This is a genomic window from Bacillus sp. SIMBA_026 (assembly GCF_046535335.1).
Lineage (GTDB): Bacteria > Bacillota > Bacilli > Bacillales > Bacillaceae > Bacillus > Bacillus velezensis.
Map to the genome: position 1 here is coordinate 921,139 of NZ_JAWRWX010000002.1, position 22,208 is coordinate 943,346.

At 48.0% G+C, this 22,208-nt stretch carries 20 protein-coding genes; 8 read left to right on the top strand and 12 right to left on the bottom strand.

Annotated features, from left to right (window positions below; translation table 11 throughout):
- The 4 genes from iolD to iolA all read right to left on the bottom strand — a co-directional run bounded on the left by iolD (position 1) and on the right by iolA (position 5,307).
- Complete coding sequence (iolD, locus tag SB847_RS15475) at positions 1-1,914, bottom strand: 3D-(3,5/4)-trihydroxycyclohexane-1,2-dione acylhydrolase (decyclizing) (RefSeq protein ID WP_410564265.1); 1,914 nt, start codon at positions 1,912-1,914, stop codon at positions 1-3.
- A 24-nt stretch (positions 1,915-1,938) separates the two neighbouring features.
- Entirely contained in the window at positions 1,939-2,931 is a 993-nt protein-coding gene (gene iolC / locus SB847_RS15480; protein WP_410564267.1) for a 5-dehydro-2-deoxygluconokinase, read from the bottom strand.
- Positions 2,932-2,954: 23 nt separating this feature from the next.
- Positions 2,955-3,770, bottom strand: a complete 816-nt coding sequence (iolB, locus tag SB847_RS15485; RefSeq protein WP_015240909.1) for a 5-deoxy-glucuronate isomerase — start codon at positions 3,768-3,770, stop codon at positions 2,955-2,957.
- A 73-nt stretch (positions 3,771-3,843) separates the two neighbouring features.
- A complete protein-coding gene (gene iolA, locus SB847_RS15490; protein ID WP_032875519.1) occupies positions 3,844-5,307 on the bottom strand; it encodes a methylmalonate-semialdehyde dehydrogenase in 1,464 nt (487 codons plus the stop codon).
- A gap of 445 nt (positions 5,308-5,752) precedes the next feature.
- On the opposite strand from iolA, the gene SB847_RS15495 reads away from it, so the two are divergent.
- From SB847_RS15495 to SB847_RS15505, 3 genes are all read left to right on the top strand, one after another.
- On the top strand, positions 5,753-6,508 hold the full coding sequence (locus tag SB847_RS15495) for a DeoR/GlpR family DNA-binding transcription regulator (protein ID WP_007614879.1): 756 nt from the start codon (positions 5,753-5,755) through the stop codon (positions 6,506-6,508).
- Positions 6,509-6,585: 77 nt separating this feature from the next.
- The gene (locus tag SB847_RS15500; RefSeq protein WP_410564270.1) at positions 6,586-7,518 is read left to right on the top strand and encodes an aldo/keto reductase; all 933 of its coding nucleotides are present in this window, start codon (positions 6,586-6,588) and stop codon (positions 7,516-7,518) included.
- 125 nt (positions 7,519-7,643) lie between these two features.
- On the top strand, positions 7,644-9,032 hold the full coding sequence (locus SB847_RS15505) for a sugar porter family MFS transporter (RefSeq protein WP_410564272.1): 1,389 nt from the start codon (positions 7,644-7,646) through the stop codon (positions 9,030-9,032).
- 42 nt (positions 9,033-9,074) lie between these two features.
- Here the strand turns inward: SB847_RS15505 and htpG are convergent, their stop codons facing one another.
- Together htpG and SB847_RS15515 are read right to left on the bottom strand one after the other, a co-directional pair.
- Positions 9,075-10,955: a molecular chaperone HtpG gene (htpG, locus tag SB847_RS15510; protein WP_410564274.1), complete on the bottom strand. Its 1,881-nt coding sequence runs from the start codon at positions 10,953-10,955 to the stop codon at positions 9,075-9,077.
- A gap of 171 nt (positions 10,956-11,126) precedes the next feature.
- Positions 11,127-11,375, bottom strand: coding sequence for a hypothetical protein (locus SB847_RS15515; RefSeq protein ID WP_032875510.1), 249 nt, complete (start codon positions 11,373-11,375; stop codon positions 11,127-11,129).
- Positions 11,376-11,502: 127 nt separating this feature from the next.
- On the opposite strand from SB847_RS15515, the gene SB847_RS15520 reads away from it, so the two are divergent.
- Complete coding sequence (locus tag SB847_RS15520; protein WP_007407847.1) at positions 11,503-12,324, top strand: SDR family oxidoreductase; 822 nt, start codon at positions 11,503-11,505, stop codon at positions 12,322-12,324.
- Positions 12,325-12,380: 56 nt separating this feature from the next.
- On the opposite strand, the gene SB847_RS15525 is transcribed toward SB847_RS15520, so the two are convergent.
- The 4 genes from SB847_RS15525 to SB847_RS15540 form a co-directional block, all read right to left on the bottom strand.
- Positions 12,381-12,980 (bottom strand): response regulator transcription factor, encoded by a 600-nt coding sequence (locus SB847_RS15525; protein WP_007614886.1) that lies wholly within the window; start codon positions 12,978-12,980, stop codon positions 12,381-12,383.
- Complete coding sequence (locus tag SB847_RS15530) at positions 12,977-14,113, bottom strand: sensor histidine kinase (RefSeq protein ID WP_038460478.1); 1,137 nt, start codon at positions 14,111-14,113, stop codon at positions 12,977-12,979. Before SB847_RS15530 ends, SB847_RS15525 begins: the two co-directional genes overlap by 4 nt.
- Before the next feature lie 118 nt (positions 14,114-14,231).
- Entirely contained in the window at positions 14,232-15,281 is a 1,050-nt protein-coding gene (gene desA, locus SB847_RS15535; protein WP_410564278.1) for a Delta(5) desaturase DesA, read from the bottom strand.
- A 244-nt stretch (positions 15,282-15,525) separates the two neighbouring features.
- Positions 15,526-16,683: a TetR/AcrR family transcriptional regulator gene (locus SB847_RS15540; protein ID WP_410564280.1), complete on the bottom strand. Its 1,158-nt coding sequence runs from the start codon at positions 16,681-16,683 to the stop codon at positions 15,526-15,528.
- A 141-nt stretch (positions 16,684-16,824) separates the two neighbouring features.
- Between SB847_RS15540 and SB847_RS15545 the strand changes: the two genes are divergently transcribed.
- Positions 16,825-18,162: an aldehyde dehydrogenase family protein gene (locus tag SB847_RS15545; RefSeq protein ID WP_410564282.1), complete on the top strand. Its 1,338-nt coding sequence runs from the start codon at positions 16,825-16,827 to the stop codon at positions 18,160-18,162.
- 40 nt (positions 18,163-18,202) lie between these two features.
- Here SB847_RS15545 and SB847_RS15550 read toward each other — a convergent pair whose 3' ends face one another.
- On the bottom strand, positions 18,203-19,447 hold the full coding sequence (locus SB847_RS15550) for an outer membrane protein assembly factor BamB family protein (RefSeq protein ID WP_088461907.1): 1,245 nt from the start codon (positions 19,445-19,447) through the stop codon (positions 18,203-18,205).
- 103 nt (positions 19,448-19,550) lie between these two features.
- Complete coding sequence (locus SB847_RS15555) at positions 19,551-19,970, bottom strand: DUF5391 family protein (protein WP_192452767.1); 420 nt, start codon at positions 19,968-19,970, stop codon at positions 19,551-19,553.
- A gap of 142 nt (positions 19,971-20,112) precedes the next feature.
- Here SB847_RS15555 and SB847_RS15560 point away from each other — a divergent pair, with 142 nt between their 5' ends.
- The 3 genes from SB847_RS15560 to SB847_RS15570 all read left to right on the top strand — a co-directional run bounded on the left by SB847_RS15560 (position 20,113) and on the right by SB847_RS15570 (position 22,194).
- Complete coding sequence (locus SB847_RS15560) at positions 20,113-20,424, top strand: ArsR/SmtB family transcription factor (RefSeq protein ID WP_007407855.1); 312 nt, start codon at positions 20,113-20,115, stop codon at positions 20,422-20,424.
- Positions 20,425-20,502: 78 nt separating this feature from the next.
- Entirely contained in the window at positions 20,503-21,669 is a 1,167-nt protein-coding gene (locus SB847_RS15565) for an MFS transporter (protein ID WP_410564285.1), read from the top strand.
- A 69-nt stretch (positions 21,670-21,738) separates the two neighbouring features.
- The gene (locus tag SB847_RS15570; RefSeq protein WP_004393190.1) at positions 21,739-22,194 is read left to right on the top strand and encodes an RDD family protein; all 456 of its coding nucleotides are present in this window, start codon (positions 21,739-21,741) and stop codon (positions 22,192-22,194) included.
- Positions 22,195-22,208 lie beyond the last annotated feature (14 nt).

The window sequence follows — 22,208 nt, forward strand, 5'->3', positions numbered from 1 at the left end:
CTAATACTGCTTCGCAGACTTCAGCTTCATCTCTTTCGCTTCGTATGCCCGCTGAACGCTTTCCTGCTCCGACACTTCCGCCACGCCGACATGCCACCAGCTGTCATAGCCGTCCGTCATCGTTTTCGGCAGAACCTTCATTTCAATTAAAGTGGATACGTCTTGCGTTTTCGCATCTTCAAGCGCCGCTTTCAGTTCTTCAACCGTATTGGCTCTGTATGTTTTAGCGCCGTAGCCCTCTGCCACCTTCGCGTAATCAACGTTTAAAATCTGATTGTCCTCTGTGCGGAACTCGCAGAAATAACTGCCGCTCCCGTGATCCATCTGCAGGTTGTTGATACAGCCGAATCCCGAGTTGTCAAAAAGCAGGACATTGATTTTTTTGTTATATTGAAGGGCGGTAATCAGCTCTGAGTGCAGCATCAGAAAGCTTCCGTCGCCGACGAGTGAATAGACTTCTTTGTCGGGATGAGCCAGCTTGAGGCCGAGCGTGCCCGATACTTCATATCCCATGCAGGAATAGCCGTACTCCAGATGGTACGTATTCGGGACATTGGAATGCCACAGCCGCTGCAAATCTCCCGGAAGAGATCCCGCCGAACTGATGACGACGCTGTCTTCAGGAATCGTGTCATTGATGGTCAACAGCGCCGTTGTTTGCGGCAGCTCAGTCTCGAGCGCGTCGGCATACTCGTTTAACACGTCCTGTGAGAAATGGTTTTTAATTTCCGGCTTGAACGCGTCACGTGTAAAAGTGACCTTGCCGAGCCGGTCCCGTTCAGCCAGCCATTCATCTTTCCAGTCTTTAATCGCCGTGCCGAATGCACTTTTATATCCGTCTAATAAGCCGTGCAGCCTGCCGAGCGTCACTTTCGCATCGGCTACGACCTGAAACGCGTCAAGTTTGTATGCCTGCATGCGGCTGACATTGATATTCAAAAATTTTGCTTTGTCAAAATCAAACGCCGTTTTCGAGGATGTCGCAAAGTCCGTGTACCGTGTGCCGACACCGATGATCAGATCAGCCTGGCGGGCGGCTTTGTTTGCGGCGAGTGTGCCCGTGATGCCCATGCCGCCCAGATTGTTGGCGAAATCGGCTTCAACCGTTGACTTGCCGGCCTGCGTTTCGACAAGCGGAATGCCGTATGTTTCAGAAAGCGCGATTAATTCCTCACGCGCGCCGGAGTACTTCGCGCCTCCGCCCACTAAAATGACGGGACGGCTGCTCTCCTTAATTCTCTCCGCGGCGCCTTTCAGCTCACGCTCGCTCGGCTGCATCCGGTCAATGTAATGAACGCGTTTTTCAAAGAAGCTTTCATCAAAATCAAATGCTTCTCCCTCTACATCCTGAGATATGCAGATTGTCGCCGGACCCGCTTTTGCCGGATCTGTCATCACTTCAAATGCCCGGATTAAGCTGCTCATCAGCTGCTCGGGGCGGGTGATGCGGTCCCAATAGCGGGACACGGGCTTTAACGCATCGTTTGTCGTGACGGCGGCACTGTATTCCTGCTCCACCTGCTGAAGCACCGGGTCAGGCTGCCTCGTCGCAAAGGTATCGGCCGGAAGCAGCAGCACCGGAATATTGTTAGCCAGCGCCGTGCCCGCGGCAGCCGTCAAGTTAGCGGCACCCGGACCGACTGATGTAGATACCGCGTAAATTTTTCTTCTCAGCATCTGCTTGCTGTATGCCATCGCGGCATGCGCCATGCCTTGTTCGTTTTTGCCTTGATAGACTTTCAGGTGCCCGGCGTCCTGCTCAAGCGCCTGCCCGATCCCCAACACATTTCCATGGCCGAAAATCGTGAAGATGCCCTCAACGAACGGCTCTTCTTTTCCGTCAACATGAATGTACTGCCGGTTCAAGAATTTTATCAGCGCTTGTGCTGTCGTTAAGCGAATTGTATTACCCACAAACGATCCCACCTTTTATACGTTCTATTTACCGTTAAGACTGTGCTGCGCTTCAATCAGTTCGATGATTTCACCGGCAGCCGGCATTGCTTCTGAGGAGCTGTGTTTGCTGACGACGATGGAAGCGGAAGCGCTCCCGTATTTTAAAGCCGTTTCAATATCCCGGCCGCTGACAAGTCCGTAGATGAAGGCTGACGCATAGGAATCACCCGCTCCGAAGGTCTTCAGCACCTTTGTTTTATAGGCATGCGCCCGGAAAACTTCTCCCGATCTGCTGTATGCGTATGATCCGTCAACGCCGTGCTTAATGACGACAAGGTCAGCGGAGTGCGCAAACAAATGGCGGACGGTTTCATCGTTATCTCCGCCGCTGCGGTTTTCCATTACGTCAAATTCGTCACGCGTACCGATGACGATATCGGATTGTTCCGCCGCCAGCGTGTAGTACACGGCTGTTTCTTCTGCCGATTGCCATGTATACGGACGGTAGTCGAGCTCAAACACGACTTTTACGTCATGTTTTTTTGCGATATGCACCGCTTTTAAGACGGCTTCGCGCGACGGGCTTTTCGCAAGCGCCGTACCTGATACGAGCAGCATTTTCGCATTTGCGATGTAGCCTTCATTGACTTCGGACGGCTCAAGATACAAATCCGCCACGTCATCCCGGTACATCAGAATGCTGCACTCTTCGGGACTGAGAATTTCCGTAAAAGCGAGCCCGGCTTTGCGCCCTTCTTTGTCAACGGTCATTTGTGACGTATCAACGCCCTTTTCCTGCATATAGGAAACGATGAATCTGCCGTGCTGGTCATCCGGAATTTTGCCGATGAAACCGGCTTTTAATCCGAGCTTGGCGCTGCCGATCGCAATATTTGCCGGGGAACCGCCGACATATTTAGAAAACGTCATCGTTTCTTCCATCGGCCGGTTGTATTCCGCCGCGTTCAAATCAATACACGCGCGTCCGATCGCGACAATATCAAACTCTTTTTCTTCATTAAACGTATATTTCATCGTTATCTGCCACTCCTCACTTGTTAGCGTTCCAAGATCCATTCATGGGCCGGATCATTATGAAACTTCCATTTTCGTGTCGGTCCCGCCATTACATTCAGGTAGTAAGAGGTATACCCGTCCGGAACACCAACCGGGTGATAGCCCGCCGGCACGATGACAACGTTTTCATTTTCTGCGGTCATCGTCTCGTCAATCGAGCGGTCGTCCGTGTACACACGCTGGAAGACAAACCCCTGCGGCGGGTCCGTTTCATGGTAATAGGTTTCTTCTAAAAAGGATTCAGCCGGCAGATTGTCTTGGTCATGTTTATGAGGCGGGTAGCTCGACCAGTTGCCGCTGTCCGTGTAAACTTCAACAACGAGAAGGCTGTTTGCCGATGGATCTGAATCGGGGAGAATATTATGAACGGTTCGTTTGTTTGCCAGCTTGCCGCGATGCTCCACACCGTTGTCTTCCGCTTTAATCAGCTTTGTCGGAAGCTGGTGTTCGGACGGAGAATAGCACAGCGCGACCCTCGCCCCGCTGACCGCTGTGATTTCAAAAGAGCGGTCATTGGACACATAAACGCTGTCCGTCGGTTTTCTTTCAAATACGCTTTCACGGGTGCCGATGCTTTCAAATGTCTGATCATAATCAGTGACGGTGATTTTTCCCGTTACCGCAACGATACAGCACTCCGTCTTTTTCAAATCTTCTGTATATGTGGAACCGGGAGTGAGGTCAACGACTTTAAATCCGACGTATTTGAGGTCTGAATTGGCTGAAGTGACGTCATGTATGATGTTCACGCCTTGAGAAATCTCATCGGCCTGCGGTTTGCGCAGCAAATGACTCATGTTTATTCCTCCTTAATTGATGGTAAAAGAAAACCCGGACGGAATCACAAAGCCGTCCGGGCCGGCTGTCAGATCAATTGAAGTCAGGAGACGGGTATCGTGCCGTCACGACTTTTTTACGTGTATAGAAGTCGACGCTGTCTTTTCCGTTTGCGTGCAATGTGCCGAAGAAAGAAGACTTCCAGCCAGAGAACGGGAAGAATGCCATCGGCGCCGGGACGCCAAGGTTGATGCCGAGCATTCCCGCGTCAATATTCTCACGGAAGTAGCGGATCGCGTTCGCATTTGAAGTGAACAGACACGCACCGTTCGCAAATTCAGACTGGTTGGCGATGTCCACCGCTTCTTTTAAGTTTTTCACGCGGATGACCGACAGAACGGGCGCAAAGATTTCATCTTTCCAGATCGTCATATCCGTCGTCACGTTGTCAAAAATTGTCGGTCCGACGAAATAGCCGTCTTCCGTTGCGTTTTCACGCCCGTCACAAAGAAGTCTCGCTCCTTCTTCGATGCCTTTTTCAATATAGCTGTGCGTCCGTTTTTTGTTGTCCTCGCGGATGACCGGGCCTAAGAACACGCCGTCATCCAGTCCGTTTCCGATCTTGATGTCTGCGACCTTTTCCTGTAATTTCGCCATAAACTCATCGGCGATTCCCTCTTCAACCGTCACAACCGCGCATGCCATGCAGCGCTCTCCTGCCGAACCGAATGCCGCGCCGATAATGTTTGTCACCGTATCTTCAAGGTGGGCGTCATTTAACACGATCGTATGGTTTTTCGCGCCCGTTAACGCCTGCACGCGTTTCAAATGTTCGCTGCCTTTTTTGAAAACATACTCGCCGACAGGTTTTGAACCGACGAATGAGATGGCTTTAATCTCCGGATGTTCAAGAACGCCGTTTACGACGTCATGCGCGCCGTGCACGACATTGAAGACGCCCTTCGGCAGACCGGCCTGTTCAAACAGCTCTGCCAGTTTTTCCGTTAACAGCGGCGTACGCTCAGACGGCTTCAGAATGAAAGTGTTTCCTAGTGAAATCGCCATCGGGAACATCCAGCAGGGAACCATCATCGGGAAGTTGAACGGTGCGATACCGCCGACCACCCCGATCGGATAGCGGTAGTTCGCTGCCTCTACATCCGTCGCGATGGAGGCGAGTGAATCGCCCATCATGAGTGACGGCGCGCCCGCTGCGAATTCGACGTTTTCAATTCCGCGTCCCACTTCACCGAGTGCTTCTGTCGTGTTTTTACCGTTTTCCAAAGTGATCAGACGGGCAAGCTCTTCTTTGTTCTGCTGGAGAAGCTGCTGATAGTTAAATAGAATTCTCGCACGGCGCGGCACTGCCGTCTTTGACCATGTTTGAAACGCCTCTGACGCTGAGCGGACGGCGTATTCCACATCCTCCCGCGTAGAAATCGGAACCTGGCACATCACTTCTTTTGTAGCCGGATTGACAACGTCTTCATATTGATCTGTCTTACTTTCAACCCATTCACCATTGATGTAGTTTTTCAGTTTTCTGATCTCTGCCATTCTCATTGCCTCCTTAAATAGTAAACATCCTGTTCAGCTGGGTAATAATGGATGAATATATTCATCTTTTGCATATAAAAGACATGAATTAAACGCTTACAAATGCTAAAATAATGGTGACTCCCAATCTTTCCATGTAAAAGTTGATCATGTGACGGAAAAAAGCAAACGGTTACATCTTTAAATTTTGATTTTACAGGTTATATTTTGGTCATTTCTTGGTTACATTGTAAGCCCAACACCTCTTCAAGTCAATCTAAAAAATCAAAATTTTTTCATTATTTTTATCATACTTTTTTTGAACGGGAAAACAGGAACTTGGAGAACCGTGTCGAATCGTACGGTGTGAACCCTCTTTTTTATCATTTGTTAAGTAACTATTGATTAACTTCTGGTGTTTATTATATATTTTAATTACTTTAAGAATTCTAGAAGGAGTTTTTTTATGAAACTGATGCGGATTCAGGAGATGGAAGAATACATTCTCAAACACGGAGCCACTTCGCTGGATGAGCTGTGCGAGGTATTCAACGTCTCTAAAAACACGGTCAGACGCGATATTAATAAGCTTGCGGAAAAAGGAGTTATCAAAAAGGTGTACGGCGGCGTGACGTCAGCTGAAAAATCTGTGCTCGTCCCTTTTGAAAACCGCACCATTCAGCATCAGGATGAAAAAATCAAAATCGCCCGCTATGCGTCACGATTTATCGAGGATCACGATCTTGTGTTTATTGATTCCGGCACGACGACCAAATCGATGCTGGAGACGCTTGATCCCGATAAGAATGTAACGGTTTTGACGAACAGCCTTGATATTATTAACGCGGCTTCATCCATGAAAAATATCGACCTGATCATCATCGGCAATAACTACAAACGGAAGACAAGGTCGTTTGTCGGCATTGATGATCCGAGCACACTCAATAAATACAACATTAACAAGGCGTTCATGTCCGCTACCGGGACAACGATCACCCACGGCCTGACGAATTCCGACTTACTGGAATACGAGGTGAAAAAGAGAATTTCCGAAAAGGCGAACGAAGTGTATCTGCTCGCGGATCATTCCAAATTCGGCAAATCCACGCTTTTGACATACGCGCCTTTCGACCGGCTTCACAGCATTGTCACTTCTCAGCAGCTCGATGAGGAATATACGAAGTATTGCCAAGAGCATCAAATCGACATTCACTTGGCATAGCGTTATAGTTAATAGAGAACGCTGCCGTATTTTTCCGGCAGTCGCTATGATATCCAATTTTTTCAGGGGGCGAAAACATGAGCAAAGTAACAATCGGCAAAACTGACCTAAAGGTATTTCCGATCGGTTTGGGAACAAATGCGGTCGGCGGACACAATCTCTATCCGAATCTGAATGAAGAAACAGGAAAAGAATTGGTCCGGGAAGCGATTAAAAGCGGCGTTACCATGTTAGATACCGCCTATATTTACGGTGTGGGCCGTTCTGAAGAATTAATCGGCGAGGTGCTGAAAGACTATAACCGCAAGGATGTCTTCATCGCCACAAAAGCCGCTCACAGAAAAGAAGGCGATGACTTTGTTTTCGACAACTCACCGGCCTTTTTGAAACAATCGGTCGAAGACAGCCTGAAACGCCTGCAGACCGATTACATCGATTTATTCTACATCCATTTCCCGGATGAGCACACGCCGAAGGACGAAGCCGTTCAAGCGTTGAATGAGCTGAAAAAAGAAGGAAAAATCCGTTCAATCGGCGTATCCAATTTCTCTTTGGAGCAGCTGAAAGAAGCCAATAAAGACGGCTTAGTCGACGTGATTCAAGGAGAATACAACCTGCTGAACCGTGAGGCGGAAAAGGCTTTCTTCCCTTATACGACAGAACACGGCATCTCATTCATTCCGTACTTCCCGCTCGTATCCGGACTGCTGGCCGGCAAATACGACGAGAACACAACCTTCCCTGAAGGCGACCTGCGCAATGACCAGGCGCATTTCCAAGGGGAGCAGTTTAAAGAAAACATCAAAAAAGTCAACCAGCTCAAACCGATTGCCGAAAAGCACAATGCCGATACGGCGCATATCGTGCTTGCCTGGTACTTGGCGAGACCTGAAATCGATATCCTGATTCCGGGCGCCAAACGCGCGGATCAATTAAAAGACAACATGAAAGCAGCCTCCATTACGCTATCTGCTGAAGAAATCGCGTTTATCGACAAGCTGTTTTCCTAAGAAAGAAAAAAAACACGCCTTTTAAAAGGGGCGTGTTTTTTTTATGTTTATATTTTTCTCTTCGGGGAATGAAATAGTTATCTAAATAAACTATTATGCGTTCCAAAAGATGAGGAGGATCATCTGTGAAGAAAAACACCAAAAAATACCTGATTTACTTTTTCGGAGCATTAGGCGGGCTGCTTTATGGCTATGACACCGGTGTGATTTCAGGGGCTTTGTTATTTATTAACAATGATATTCCTTTAAACACGCTGACCGAAGGATTGGTCGTCAGCATGCTGCTGCTCGGTGCGATTTTCGGGTCCGCCTTAAGCGGGACATGCTCTGACCGATGGGGCCGGAGAAAAGTGGTTTTCGTCCTTTCACTCATTTTTATTATCGGCGCGCTTGCCTGTGCGGCTTCGCAAACCGTCACTATGCTGATTATCTCCCGTGTCATACTCGGGTTAGCCGTCGGCGGCTCAACGGCACTGGTTCCCGTTTATCTATCTGAGATGGCGCCGACAAAAATACGCGGAACGCTCGGCACATTGAATAACTTAATGATTGTAACCGGAATTTTACTCGCATATATTGTGAATTACATATTCACCCCGTTTGAAGCTTGGCGCTGGATGGTCGGTCTCGCCGCAGTACCGGCGGCGCTTTTATTAATCGGAATCACGTTTATGCCGGAATCTCCGAGATGGCTCGTCAAACGCGGCCGTGAGAAGGAAGCCAGACGAGTCATGGAAATGACTCACGACAAAGAGGATATCGCCGTTGAATTGGCGGAAATGAAACAAGGTGAAGCCGAGAAAAAAGAATCTACGCTCGGCTTGCTGAAAGCCAAATGGATCCGTCCTATGCTGCTGATCGGGATCGGCCTCGCCATCTTCCAGCAGGCGGTCGGTATCAACACGGTGATTTACTATGCGCCGACCATCTTTACAAAGGCCGGACTCGGCACTTCGGCGTCCGTTCTCGGCACGATGGGCATCGGTGTCTTAAACGTCATCATGTGTATCACCGCCATGATCTTAATTGACCGGATCGGCCGGAAAAAACTGCTGATGTGGGGAAGTGTCGGCATTACCTTGAGCCTGGCGTCCCTATCAGCCATTCTCCTTCTGGCCGGCCTGTCAGCTTCAACGGCATGGCTGACCGTGCTGTTTCTCGGCATCTATATCGTTTTCTACCAGGCGACATGGGGTCCCGTCGTATGGGTTCTGATGCCGGAGCTGTTCCCGTCAAACGCACGCGGGGCCGCAACCGGATTTACGACATTGATTCTGTCGGCAACCAACCTGATCGTTTCACTGGTATTCCCGCTTATGCTGAGCGCCATGGGTATCGGCTGGGTATTCGGAATATTCTCAGTCATTTGCCTCTCATCCTTCTTCTTCGCCGCTTACATCGTTCCCGAAACGAAGGGCAGAAGTTTAGAAGAAATCGAAACGCACTTGAAAAACCGGTTCTCCTTAAAGAAGCGCAGCAAACAAAATCAAATTCTTAAACAGCGCACATTATAATAAAAAAAGGAATCGCCCCCGCTGGGCGATTCCTTTTTAGCGTCAAACCATGACTTTGCAGATGTCATTCGTAAATTCGACCGGATCATGGATCGGCAGCCCTTCAATCAGAAGCGCCTGATTGTACAGCAGGTTTGTGTATAATGCAAGCTTTTCCCGATCTTGTCCGTGCGCGTTCTTTAACGTCTCAAACACTTCGTGATTCGGGTTGATTTCCAGCACTTTTTCCGCTTTGACCTGCTGGCTTTCAGGCATGGCGTTTAACACTTTCTCCATTTCGATCGTCACTTCGCCGTCTGTCGCAAAGCATACAGGATGAGATTTTAAACGTTTCGATGCTCTGACGTTCTTGACTTTATCCGCAAGAATCTCTTTCATGCTTTCAAACAGGTCTTTATATTCGTTCTCTTCGGCTTCAGTCTGCTTTTCATCTTCGTCACTGTCGATGCCTAAATCGGCGCTGGATACGGATTTGAACTCTTTTTCCTCATAGCTTGTCAGCATTTTGATCGCGAATTCATCAATATCCTCCGTGAAATATAAAATCTCGTAGCCTTTGTCCGCCACCATTTCAGTTTGCGGCAGCTTTTCAATCCGCTCATATGAATCGCCGGACGCGTAATAGATATATTTTTGATCCTCAGGCATTCTGGACACATATTCGTCCAGAGTGACGAGCTTTTTCTCCTTAGATGAATAGAAGAGAAGCAGATCTTTTAATACGTCTTTATTCGCGCCGAAATCATTATAGACGCCGAATTTCAGCTGTCTGCCGAAAGATTCATAGAAAGATTCGTATTTTTCTCTTTTGTTCTTCAGCAGGCTCTTCAGCTCGGCTTTGATTTTTTTATTGATGTTTTTCGCAATCAGCTTCAGCTGGCGGTCATGCTGCAGCATCTCTCTGGAAATGTTCAGCGACAGATCCTCAGAATCCACCATGCCTTTTACAAAGCTGAAATGGTCCGGAAGCAGGTCGGCGCATTTGTTCATGATCAGCACGCCGTTGGAATACAGCTCCAATCCTTTTTCGAATTCCTTCGTATAATAGTCAAACGGCATGTTTTCCGGAATAAACAAAATCGAATTGTAGCGCACCGCTCCATCGACGCTGATATGCACATGAGTCAGCGGTTTATCAAAACCATAATGCTTCTCGGCGTAAAAAGCCTCGTAATCCTCATCCGTCAGCTCGCTTTTATTTTTTCTCCAGATCGGCACCATGCTGTTGACCGTCTGTTCTTCCTGAACTTCTTCAAATTCGTTCTCGCTGCCCTCTTTCGGCTTGTTGACCGTCTCTTCCATTTTGATCGGGTAGCGGATAAAATCAGAGTACTTTTTCACGATCGCTTTGATGCGGTAGTTTTCTAAAAACTCATCATAGCTTTCATCTTCTGTGTTTTCTTTTATTTTCAAGGTGATTTCCGTACCGACGGTTTCCTTGTCACACGGCGCGATCGTGTAGCCGGCAGCCCCTTCCGACTCCCATACATACGCCTCGTCACTGCCGAGCGCCTTACTTTTCACCGTGACTTTATCAGCCACCATAAACGCCGCATAAAATCCGACGCCGAACTGGCCGATAATGTCATGGCCGTCTTTCGAGTCATTTTCTTGCTTGAAAGCGAGTGAACCGCTTTTCGCAATCGTGCCGAGATGCTGTTCAAGCTCGTCTTTTGTCATCCCGATACCGGTGTCTGTGACGGTGAGCGTTCTCGCTTCTTTGTCCGCCGTCACTTTTATGTAGTAATTGTCTTGATCAAACGTTAATGAATCATCGGTTAACGCCTTGTAATAGATTTTGTCAATCGCATCGCTCGCGTTGGAAATTAACTCGCGGAGAAAAATTTCCTTCTGCGTGTAAATGGAGTTAATCATCATGTCCAGCAATCGCTTGGATTCTGCTTTAAACTTTTTTTTCCGCACTTCAGATCTCTCCTTTAATTATGCTTTGATGTTATGTAAAATCTTTTCAGCATCTATTTATCATATACAGTGACAATTGTCAACTAGCATTAGCAGATGCATATATTGTAAATTTAACATGTTAATGGATTCATTTCACCCATTTTATTAATAAAAAAGAGAGAATGTTGATCATCCTCTCTTCTCTGCTTCTTTCCGGCGGCCGAATTCCTTCTTCATCCATATGTATGACGGGTAGAAAAACAAACTAAATAAGATAAGAGATCCCAAGTTTCGCAAAGACTCATGCAGAACATTTCTTACAGTGAGAGGAAATGTGATGTCCTGAAATAGAATAGAGATAACGGTGTAAATCACAAATCCCATAGGAACAATGGCATAACAATAAAACGCTATCTCCTTCTTATGCTGTATCTTCAAAATATGCAAACCTCCAATGATGTATATACATAATATTAACATATTTAATAGGTATTTAGAAACAGACCGCCGTATGTTTATCCCCCTATTCAGCGGGAACAGATATAAAAAAAGGAGGAATCGCAAAATGGGAAGATTAACAGACAAAACCGCAATCATCACAGGGGCCGCGACAGGCATCGGACAAGCGACGGCACGGGTTTTCGCCGATGAAGGCGCCCGCGTGATCTGCGGTGACATCAATGAAAGCGAACTGAATGAAACCGTCAGCGCCATCAGAAAAAACGGCGGGGAAGCAGAAGCCTTTCACCTTGATGTATCAGACGAAGAAAACGTAAAGTCTTTTGCGGACGGCATTCAGCAAAAGTACGGAACAATTGATATTCTGTTTAACAATGCCGGTGTTGACCAAGAGGGCGGAAAAGTCCATGAATACCCGGTCGACCTGTTTGACCGGATCATCGCCGTCGATCTGCGCGGCACATTTCTGTGCAGCAAATACCTGATTCCGCTCATGCTCGAAAAAGGAGGCTCCATCATCAACACCTCCTCCATGTCCGGCCGGGCCGCAGACCTTGACCGCTCCGGCTATAACGCCGCAAAAGGCGGAATCACGAACCTGACGAGAGCGATGGCCATTGATTACGCCAGAAGCGGAATCCGCGTCAATTCCTTATCGCCGGGGACGATTGAAACGCCGCTCATTGATAAATTGGCAGGCACGACAGAAGACGAAATGGGCGAAGCGTTCCGTGAAGCCAACAAATGGATCACGCCGCTCGGCCGGCTCGGAAAACCGGAAGAAATGGCAGCCGTCGCGCTCTTCCTCGCTTCAGACGACAGCTCTTACGTCACGGGAGAAGACATCACCGCAGACGGCGGCATCATGGCATACACTTGGCCGGGAAAAATGCTGATTGATAAGAAGTGGAAGGAAGAGACGGAGTGACGGTGAAAAAGAAACAAGCCAGTGCAAAAACACTGGCTGAACAAGCTGAGGGCGGGTTACTTAAACCAGCCCTTTTCCTTTGATCGGGTAATGGCTTCAATTCGATTTTTCACTTCTAATTTATCCAGGATCATCGAAACGTAATTGCGGACTGTGCCGCTTTTAATGCTGAGGGCGTTTGCGATTTCTTTCGTGTTTTTTCCGTCTGCGACAAGCTCGAGCACCTCTTTTTCCCGTTCGGTCAGCGGGTTTTCTTCACTATAGATGTCCTCCATTAATTCAGGTGCGTAGACGCGTCTTCCTTTCATGACGCTGCGGATGGCGCTGACGAGCTCATCGCTCGGGCTGTCCTTGAGCATGTACCCGCTGACGCCTGCTTTTAGCGCCCGCTGAAAATAGCCGGAGCGGGCAAAGGTCGTCAAAATGATGATTTTCACACCGCTGTCCTTGAGTTCTTCTGCCGCTTCAAGACCTGATTTCCCGGGCATTTCGATATCCATCAGACAGATGTCGGGCGCATGTTTTTCCACGAAATCGATGGCATCCTGGCCGCTTGTGCCTTGGCCGACAACCGTCATATCCTCTTCTAAATTCAACAGTGAACCGAGTGCGCCGAGCAGCATTTGCTGATCCTCGGCAATGAAGATGTTGATCATCTGCTACCATCCTTTTCTTTTGATTTTGAATCATTCGGGATTCTCATGGTCAGCTTTGTTCCGGCGGCTGTATCGATGGCTAAACTGCCGTTTGCGAATTCAAGACGTTCCCTCATTCCAAGCAGGCCGTGCCCCTTTGAAAAAAAGCGGTCTTCTTTGCATTGAAAGCTGCCGTCATCTTCCACCGTAATGACAACCTCTTTCCAAAGCTGCTGAATGGTGATGCGGCATACTTTGGCGCCGCTGTGTTTCACGACATTGGTGACGGCTTCTTTTATGCACATGCTGACGATGTTTTCGTTCAGCAGAGAGATATGTTTTGGCGCTTCTTTTTCTTCATACACAAATTCAATTCCTGCCGCTTCAAGAATTTGCCGAACATTGCCGAGCTCATCCTTCAATCGGATGCCTTTCATCGATGAGACGATTTTTCTGACCTCATTTAAGGAGGTGCGGGCCGTCTGCTGCACGCTTTTCAGCTCAGTGCGGGCCTGTTCGGGGTCCTTGTAAATCAGCTTTCGGGCGAGGTCGCTTTTCAGTCCGATTAAGGAGAGCTTTTGTCCAAGTGTATCGTGAAGGTCCCGGGCGATGCGCTGCCTTTCTTCCAGCTTCACAAGATCGGCGATTCGCTCATTTGCATATTCTAATTTCTCTTCAAGGCGCTCCCGTGCCTTTCTGCTTCGAATGCTGAGCGGGAGCAGAATGGCACTGATCAGTGTAATGACGATAAAAGGTATTTGTGTCAAAAACCACTCTTTTTTCAGAACAAGGCTGAAGTTGACGGCAACCGCCGCACTGATGATATGAATGTAATATAAAATGTAAAATGGAACTTTGTCTCGGATATGGCCGATGAAGTAGGCGATAAAGAAGGCGAAATAAATATAACTGAACAGCATGGCTGAGCCGGTCGAAATGCCGATCAGAAGAAGCGCCCATAAGTAAAGCGGCCAGCCTTTTGCAACAAATGCGAAGCGGTATGCGCCAAAGAAAACAAGTGTGAAAATGATGCCGGCCACGATGACAAAGGTAGAAGAGCTTTTAAAAATAAAATAAAAAGGCAAGATGAAAAAAATCATCCATATATAAGGAGAAATCCCGTTCAGTTTTTGAAATTTAAAATACTTCTTCATCTTTGTTCCACCTTCTGCTGCTTGTGTCTACCATCACTTTATCAAAACACCGCCTTCATTGCATCCTCACGCATGAAGAGAAGGCTCTTTCTGATAAGAGAAAGAGCCGCGCGCCATATCAGGCATTTTTCTTTAAAGGTTCTTTCGGCACCGGATGGGGCGCCGGTTTTTTCCGTGCCTCCCGAAAGGTGACAAATTGCTTTTCGTCCTCATCCCACAAACGGAATTTCATGGATTCAAGACTTGTTTTAAGCGTAATGGTCGGTACGTTTTTTAAAGGCTCGTGCCCCTCATGAGCGGCTTCCAGCTTGTAGTTCGGCACTTTCGGGCTTAAGTGGTGGACATGATGGTAGCCGATATTGCCCGTCAGCCATTGCAAAAGCTTCGGAAGCTTGTAAAAGGAGCTTCCTTCTACCGCGGCCTGCACATAATCCCAATGCTCATCTGCTTCAAAATAAGAATCCTCAAACGTGTGCTGAACATAAAAGAGCCAGACGCCGATTGACCCCGAAATAAGGAAAATCGGACCCTGAACAAGCAAAAAGTTTTCCCAGCCGAAAAGCAGGCACGTCGCAGCAGCTAATAAGACAATCGCCGCGTTCGTGAAATAGGTGTTCCAGCGCTCCTTGCGGCGGGCGCCTTTTACATTGAAACGGTTTTTAATCAGAAATACGTAAATCGGTCCGAGAATAAACATAATAAACGGATTGCGATAAAGTCTGTAGCGTACTTTTGTCCAAGCTGAGGCTTCGTTGTATTCCTTGACGGTCATCATCCAAATATCGCCGGTGCCCCGTTTATCTAAGTTGCTGCTCGTCGCATGATGAATGGAGTGGCTGCGCTGCCATTGAAGGAACGGAAACAGTGTCAGCACTCCTGAAATAAACCCGAACAGCCGGTTCAGCTTCTTTTGTTTGAAAAAGGATTGATGGCAGCAGTCGTGGAAAATAATAAAGATTCTTGTCAAAAATCCCGCTGCTATAACAGTAAAGGCGAGGGTCAGAATATAGGAGACATCGAGGCTGAAGTAAGCAAGAAACCAAAGGGCAAAAAACGGCACAAACGTGTTGAAAAGCTGAATGACACTATGCTTTGTATCGGCGCCGGAAAATGCGGCAACCTGCTTTTTTAAAGACGCTTGTTTTTGAGTTGCGGCATGATTGATCATAAATGTCATGTCCCTTCTTTTTCATTATGATCCCAAGTATAACGGGGCGCCGGACGCTTTTGTAGTAGCAGCCATCACGCCCCGAATATGACATTTGTCATGTTTGGCGGCAGAATGCTGATCAGGCGGCATATGGAAGGTATCTTTTTAAGGGATAAAGCCGGACACTTCATATCGGCACTTCTCAAAGAAAACAGCAAAAAAGAACCCGGCCTGTTTTCGGCCGAGTTCTTTTTCATCATCCTCACAGCAAAATCACCCGATACTTCTTCACATCCAAAAACTGCAGAAACTCCCGGGCCAGCATGTCCGGCGCGTGGTCTTTTCCTTCATGAAGACGATATTGAATCAAACCGACGAGCATGGACGCGACATAGTATGCATAGAGCTTTTTCCCCGCCTGAATGTGCAGGGGCTGATGAAGATAAAACGATTGCAGCGCTCTGAACATTTCCGGGATGACGTCAGGCACTCCGGACCCCTCTCTCAAAAAATGGACGAGCGGCAGGCCGTCCGACAGTGCCGAAAAGAGACGGACGAGCGCGGCTTCCGCTTCTTCCATGGAGCAATCGGCTGGCTCTCCTTTTACCGTCAATAATCCGATCAGATCCCGGCATGATTGATGGATGATCGTTTTCAGCAATGCTTCTTTGTTGGCGTAATGGTCATAAAAAGTGGCACGGCGGAGGTTGCTTTGACGGGCAATATCGGAAATCGTAATCGCCGCGTACTCTTTTTTTTCCGCCATTAAGCCGATCATGGCTTCTTGCAAGGCCTGCCTCGTCCGGGTCACCCGGCGGTCGGCGGGCTTTTTTTCTTCTTGTTCCGGCACCCGGCGGCCAAACAGCCAGTAAAACCGTTTTTGAGAAATTAAATCCCACACCTGTCCGCTGATCGCTTCCGGGGATGCCCCGGGCTCCTCATTCAGCCAGTACAACACAATGGCATACGTGTATAACGCGCGGTAATGAATGTACATATCCTGTTCAGTCGGTGAGAAATCCGCATTGACCGGTGACAGCAGCACATCATGCCGGAACACATCTTTTAAAAAAGCATGAAAGTGAAAATACGGCATTTTATGACGGTCCATCATCGTTTGAAAAAACTCCCGATGCCGGTCAACAAAAGACAGGGTCGGATGCACTTTTTGCCATCCGCCATGTAAATGAAGCACATCTTTATTCTTCAGCGAATCATAAAGCGCTTCGCTCAGCCCGTCTTTCATTTCTTCCGTTATATCTTCTAAAATCGCATATTTATCCTCGTAATAAAGGTACAGTGTCCCCCGGCTCACATGCGACCGTCCGGCGATGTCCTTCATGGTCACACGGCGGATATCCCGCTCTCCAAGCATGGCCAAAAGCGCTTGTTTGATGTCAGTTGTCACAGAGTCCGGCATAAGAGACACTCCTTTCATTAGACAGATCACCGCAATTTGTACGGTAACGTATAGATGTGTTTACGCTGTCTTTGCCGCAAAAACACATCACATTATAATAGGCCCTGAAGAAACAAAAAAGCAACCAGAGGAGGAAGACCGATGGATCAGCATATAAAAGCAGACATCAAACGCGTCTTTGAGCTTCAGAAAAAAAATCAAAAAACGCTGCGTGCTTCAACAGCCGGGCAGCGCAGAGAAAAGCTTCAGCGCTTTTTAGATGCCGTCACCGCACATGAAGAAGAAATCATCGAGGCGATCAGACGGGACGTCCGCAAGCCTTATCATGAGGTGAAAAGAGCGGAAACGCAGGGAACGATCAAGGCGATTAAAGATAATATGAACAATCTCGACACTTGGATGGCGCCGAAACGCGTCGGCTCATCCGTCAGCCCGGACGCTGACGGCGTATTAATGTACGAGCCAAAAGGTCTTACCTTAATTCTCGGCCCATGGAATTATCCGTTTATGCTGACGATGGCTCCGCTTGCGGCTGCCATTGCGGCCGGCAACAGCGCGATTGTGAAGCTGTCCGATTTTACGATGGAGACGAGCCATATCGCCGCGACAGTTATTCGCGAGGCATTTCACGAAGAAGAAGTCGCCATTTTTGAAGGTGAGGTCGATGTCGCCACAGAACTGCTCGACCAGCCGTTTGACCACATTTTCTTCACCGGAAGCACGAATGTCGGTAAAATCGTCATGACGGCAGCGGCGAAGCACTTGTCGTCCGTCACGCTTGAGCTTGGCGGAAAAAGCCCGACGATCATCGACAGCGGCTATGATTTGATGGACGCGGCGAAAAAAATCGCCGTCGGCAAATTTGTCAATGCGGGGCAAACATGTATCGCACCTGACTATCTCCTTATGAAGAAAGAAGTGCAGAGCACCTTTACAGATCTCCTGCAAACCATTGTCAATGCAGGTTTTATGGAGGATGATCATACGGTTGACCGCAATAAATTCACGCAGATTGTCAACGACCGCAACTTTAACCGTGTCAAAGCCCTGTATGATGATGCCATTGAAAAAGGGGCGGAAACGGCGTTCGGCGGCGTATTCGATGCGCATGACCGCACGATTTCTCCGACCGTGCTGACAAACGTCACGCCTGATATGAAGATCATGCAGGAAGAAATCTTCGCACCGATTCTGCCGATTATGAATTACGAAGATATCAGTGAAGCCGTTGATTACATCACTGAACGGGACAAGCCCCTTGCCTTGTATGTATTCAGCCATAATCAGGAGCTGATCGATTATGTTCTGCAGCATACGACGTCCGGCAATGCTTCTGTCAATGATGTCGTCGTTCATTTCACTGACGTCAACCTTCCGTTCGGCGGTGTCAATACGAGCGGGATCGGTTCATATCACGGTGTGTACGGCTTTAAAGAATTCTCTCATGAAAAAGGCGTATTTATTCAAGCCTCTAAATAAAAAAAGAATCCGCGCAGATGACGCGGATTCTTTTTTTATATTATTTTGCCCCGAATGCGAGCAGTTTCGTATAAGTGCCGACATAAAGCGTGCCGTCTTCAGCCAGAACCGGGGAGGAAATGACATTGCTGTCTGTTTGATAGCGCCATTTTTCATTACCGTCAGCGTCAACCGCATAGACATTTTTATCGTCAGAACCGAAGTACACATTGCCGTCCGCATCAATCAGCGGCGCCGTTCTCACAGGCCCGTCCGTATAGAAAGACCAGTTCATATTGCCGGTTTTGCTGATGGAAAACAGCTCGCCGCTTCCGGAACCGATATACACATTGCCGTTATGGTCGATCGCTAATGAAGAGCTGGAGAAACCGTTTAACGGGAACGTCCACTTTACAGCACCCGTTGATGTATAGGCGTATAAGTTGCCGTCCTGGTTTCCGGCGTAAACGGTGCCGTCTCTATCAATAACCGGATAGCCTTTAAACCCGTTGGACGTCGTTTTTGACCATTTCACTTGGCCCGTTCCGGAATTGATCGCGTAAAAGATATTATTATACGTTGCCGTATACAGAGTGCCGTTTGATGCTAACACGGGAGCGGAGCCGACCACGCCGTTTGTTTTAAATTTCCACTTTTGCGTCCATGTCGAAGGCGACGTCGGTTTAATCGCATAGATATAGTTATCCAGCGTCGACACATACAGCGTGCCGTCAGAGCCGATAGCCGCATCGGAACTAGGCGCTCCGCTCAGCGGAACCGATGTTAAAATGTTTCCGGTTTCTTTGTCGATGAAATATAGTTTTTTATCGTGAGAAGGAAGATAAATGACACCGTTTGTTCCGAGCACCGGAGTCAGCGTATAGGTCGTCCCGAGGTTTTCCGTCACCCATTTCACAGTACCGTCCGGATGATACGCCGTCAGCTTCCCGTCTTTTGATTGAATAAATACGGTGCCGTCCCCATCAACCGCGGCTCCCGCACCGTTTTGAGGATTGGCCGGAACATTCTTTTCCCATTTTAATGCGCCATCGGCAGTGCTTGTAAACCGGCTTTCTCTTGACCAGTTGAACATCGTCGGAGACATCGCCTGCGCGTCATACCGTCCCGCCAAGAAACCGGATGCCGCATGATTTTGTTTAAATACCGTTTCCGCGGCTTGAGCAGCCGCCGGATGCAGCCATTTTGCCCCCGGCAGATCAGTAACCGCTCCCACAGATAAAGCCGCAGCAACCGCAGCGCCGGCCGCCAATGTTTTCACTCGCAATGAAGCTGTCTTTTTTTTCAATGTCAGTTCCTCCCGTTTCTATTAAAAGCTGCTATATCACTATGATCATACCATAATTAACCTATGAAATATTTGTATTTTCGGTAGATTTATAGAACAAATGTCACATAGCCTGCTGATGCTTCGGGGATGATCGAAACGCGGCAATATACCACACCACATTGACAATAAAAGCCGCGCCTGACCAAACGAAAAGGCCGTAATAAAGAGACAGCTCCTGCCCTAAGGAAATTGCGGTCAATAACGCCACCAACAAGACAGCCGCGCAAATGATAAGCCCGATTCCGCAAAAAACGGCCATGATGATTTTCATGACACGAATACCGAGAATATACAAAATGAGCGGAACCGCATATATCACAAGGATCTGGCCGACGGCGGCCCACATGCCCGCGGAATTAAAACGATTCGCGTTCGGCCCCGTTTCCGCAAGCGGAGAAAGCGAGACGAGGACCGGCAATAAACAAAACAGCAGAGCGGAAAGCAAGGTCACCGCAACCGCACCTTTTTTCTTTTGATTCATGTGAATATCCTCCTGACAATAACCCGGCTTTTTTACCGGTAATCTGATAATATGTTATATTTTAGCACGATTTTTACTTAATTTGAGAATGTTTTGTTAAAAACGAATTTACAAATCCAGAAAAATAGATATAATAAACGTTATGGAACCGATATTGATTCATAAAGCGTTATCTAACAAAACACGAAGTGATATTATGACGTGGCTTAAACACCCGGAAGACCATTTTGATGAAAGACCTTATCTTGATCAGGGACTCAGTTTCCGCACCGGCATTTGCGTCGGTGATATTCAGGCAAAGTCGGGACTTGCGCAGTCCGTCATCTCCAGCTACCTGCTGACGATGCAAAAAGCCGGCCTGCTGGAATCCGAACGAATCGGAAAATGGACCTATTACAGAAGGAATGAAAAACAAATTAAAGCCTTTGCTGACTATGTTCAGCACCAGCTATAACCATGAAAGGAGGGCTTTTTTTGTTCTAGCATATCTATTTTTCTGTATATGTAGTTATAAAAGGAGGCATACATAACAATGAAAAAAAGCAGTTCCATCTTCATTCTGTTTTTGGCATTAGGGGTTTTCGGAATTATCACGACCGAAATGGGCATTATCGGCGTTCTTCCGCAAGTGGCGGACAGATTTCATATTTCTGCTTCAAAAGCGGGGTGGCTTGTCAGTATTTTCGCGTTCATCGTTGCTGTGTCGGGACCGTTTTTGACCTTGCTTGCTTCAGGCATAAACCGGAAATACATTCTGCTTTTGGCGGTGCTGATGTTTGCCGTTTCAAATGCGGTCTACGCGTATACGGCGCATTTCAGTGTCATGCTGGCGTTTCGGATCATTCCGGCTTTATGCCACCCGGTGTTCTTTTCTGTAGCGCTTGCGGCCGCGGCCCGGCTTGTCCCCGCCGGCCAATCCGGAAAAGCCGTAACGAAAGTCTTTTCAGGCATCACCGCCGGCTTTGCGTTCGGCGTGCCTTTCACGTCTTATCTGGCGGATCGTCTCTCCCTTGAAGCCGCCTTCTTATTCGGCGCTATCATCAGTATCATCGCGTTAACGGGCATTCTTCTCTTTTTGCCATCCATGCCGGTCACAGAAAAAATGTCTTTCAGAAGCCAGCTCGGCATCCTTCGCAAACCGGCTTTGTGGCTCAATATCGCTGCCGTCACCTGTCTCTTTGCGGCCATGTTTTCTGTCTACAGCTATTTTGCGGATTACCTCGGACGGGTGTCCCATATGAATGGTACATGGGTCAGCTTCATGCTGATGGGCTTCGGAGTGATTATGATAGCCGGGAATTTCGTCTTCGGCGCTTTGTTATATAAAAATATGAAGAAGACCGTCATCCTGTTTCCGCTTCTTTATACAGCCGCCTACTTGCTCATATACGGGTTTGGGACGTCTTTCGCGCCGATGGCCGTCCTCGTCTTCGTATGGGGCGCCGTTCATTCCGGCGGTCTCATTGTCAGCCAGACATGGCTTACTGCGGAAGCAAAGGAGGCGCCCGAATTCGGCAACAGCCTGTTTGTCTCCTTTTCCAACCTCGGCATCACCATCGGAACGGCGGCGGGCGGCTGGTTTATTTCACATTTGGGAATCCATCAGCTGATGTGGTGCGGCATCATGTTTGCCCTTCTGGCTTTCGGATTGATCATGGGACGCTTGGCATGGGGAAAGAGGCTGCTCGCAGAAGCTTAAGCTCCGTTGCAAAATCCGGAATGATTACGTATAATATTCCAGATTAAAGCAAGGGAGAGAAAAAGATACATGGAAAGACCGGCAGGATTTTGGATTCGGTTTCTGGCTTACGTCATTGATCAAATCATCATAGGAATTCCGATTTTTATCATTCAATTTATGGTCTCTTTTTTATTTGCGGCAGGCGTTGCGGCGGCTGACCCCTTCATGACCGAAAATCAGTTTAACATCTCTTTTCTGGTGTTCGGCGTCATCCCGATTCTTGTGAGCTCTTTTGTGATCAGTATCTTATATTTCAGCCTGCTCACGGCCTCAAAGATGCAGGGGACCCTGGGAAAAGCATTGCTCGGCCTTAAAGTCGTCAATGAGGATGGCGGACGGATTTCCATCGGCCAGGCCTTCGGACGCGCTTTCGCATATATCATATCTAAGCTCATTCTTTATATCGGATTCATCATGGGCGCCTTCGGAGAGAAAAAAACGCTGCACGACATCATGTGCAGCACCCGTGTTGTCTATAAATAATGACCTCAAGTCCG

Coding starts and splice junctions, on each gene's coding strand:
- SB847_RS15555 (WP_192452767.1), bottom strand. CDS start 19,970: ATGAATCAAAAGAAAAAAGGTGCGGTTGCGGTGACCTTGCTTTCCGCT.
- SB847_RS15530 (WP_038460478.1), bottom strand. CDS start 14,113: ATGAAGAAGTATTTTAAATTTCAAAAACTGAACGGGATTTCTCCTTAT.
- SB847_RS15540 (WP_410564280.1), bottom strand. CDS start 16,683: ATGCCGGACTCTGTGACAACTGACATCAAACAAGCGCTTTTGGCCATG.
- iolA (WP_032875519.1), bottom strand. CDS start 5,307: ATGGCAGAGATCAGAAAACTGAAAAACTACATCAATGGTGAATGGGTT.
- desA (WP_410564278.1), bottom strand. CDS start 15,281: ATGATCAATCATGCCGCAACTCAAAAACAAGCGTCTTTAAAAAAGCAG.
- SB847_RS15525 (WP_007614886.1), bottom strand. CDS start 12,980: ATGATCAACATCTTCATTGCCGAGGATCAGCAAATGCTGCTCGGCGCA.
- iolC (WP_410564267.1), bottom strand. CDS start 2,931: ATGAAATATACGTTTAATGAAGAAAAAGAGTTTGATATTGTCGCGATC.
- SB847_RS15520 (WP_007407847.1), top strand. CDS start 11,503: ATGGGAAGATTAACAGACAAAACCGCAATCATCACAGGGGCCGCGACA.
- iolB (WP_015240909.1), bottom strand. CDS start 3,770: ATGAGTCATTTGCTGCGCAAACCGCAGGCCGATGAGATTTCTCAAGGC.
- SB847_RS15570 (WP_004393190.1), top strand. CDS start 21,739: ATGGAAAGACCGGCAGGATTTTGGATTCGGTTTCTGGCTTACGTCATT.
- SB847_RS15500 (WP_410564270.1), top strand. CDS start 6,586: ATGAGCAAAGTAACAATCGGCAAAACTGACCTAAAGGTATTTCCGATC.
- SB847_RS15545 (WP_410564282.1), top strand. CDS start 16,825: ATGGATCAGCATATAAAAGCAGACATCAAACGCGTCTTTGAGCTTCAG.
- SB847_RS15565 (WP_410564285.1), top strand. CDS start 20,503: ATGAAAAAAAGCAGTTCCATCTTCATTCTGTTTTTGGCATTAGGGGTT.
- SB847_RS15495 (WP_007614879.1), top strand. CDS start 5,753: ATGAAACTGATGCGGATTCAGGAGATGGAAGAATACATTCTCAAACAC.
- SB847_RS15560 (WP_007407855.1), top strand. CDS start 20,113: ATGGAACCGATATTGATTCATAAAGCGTTATCTAACAAAACACGAAGT.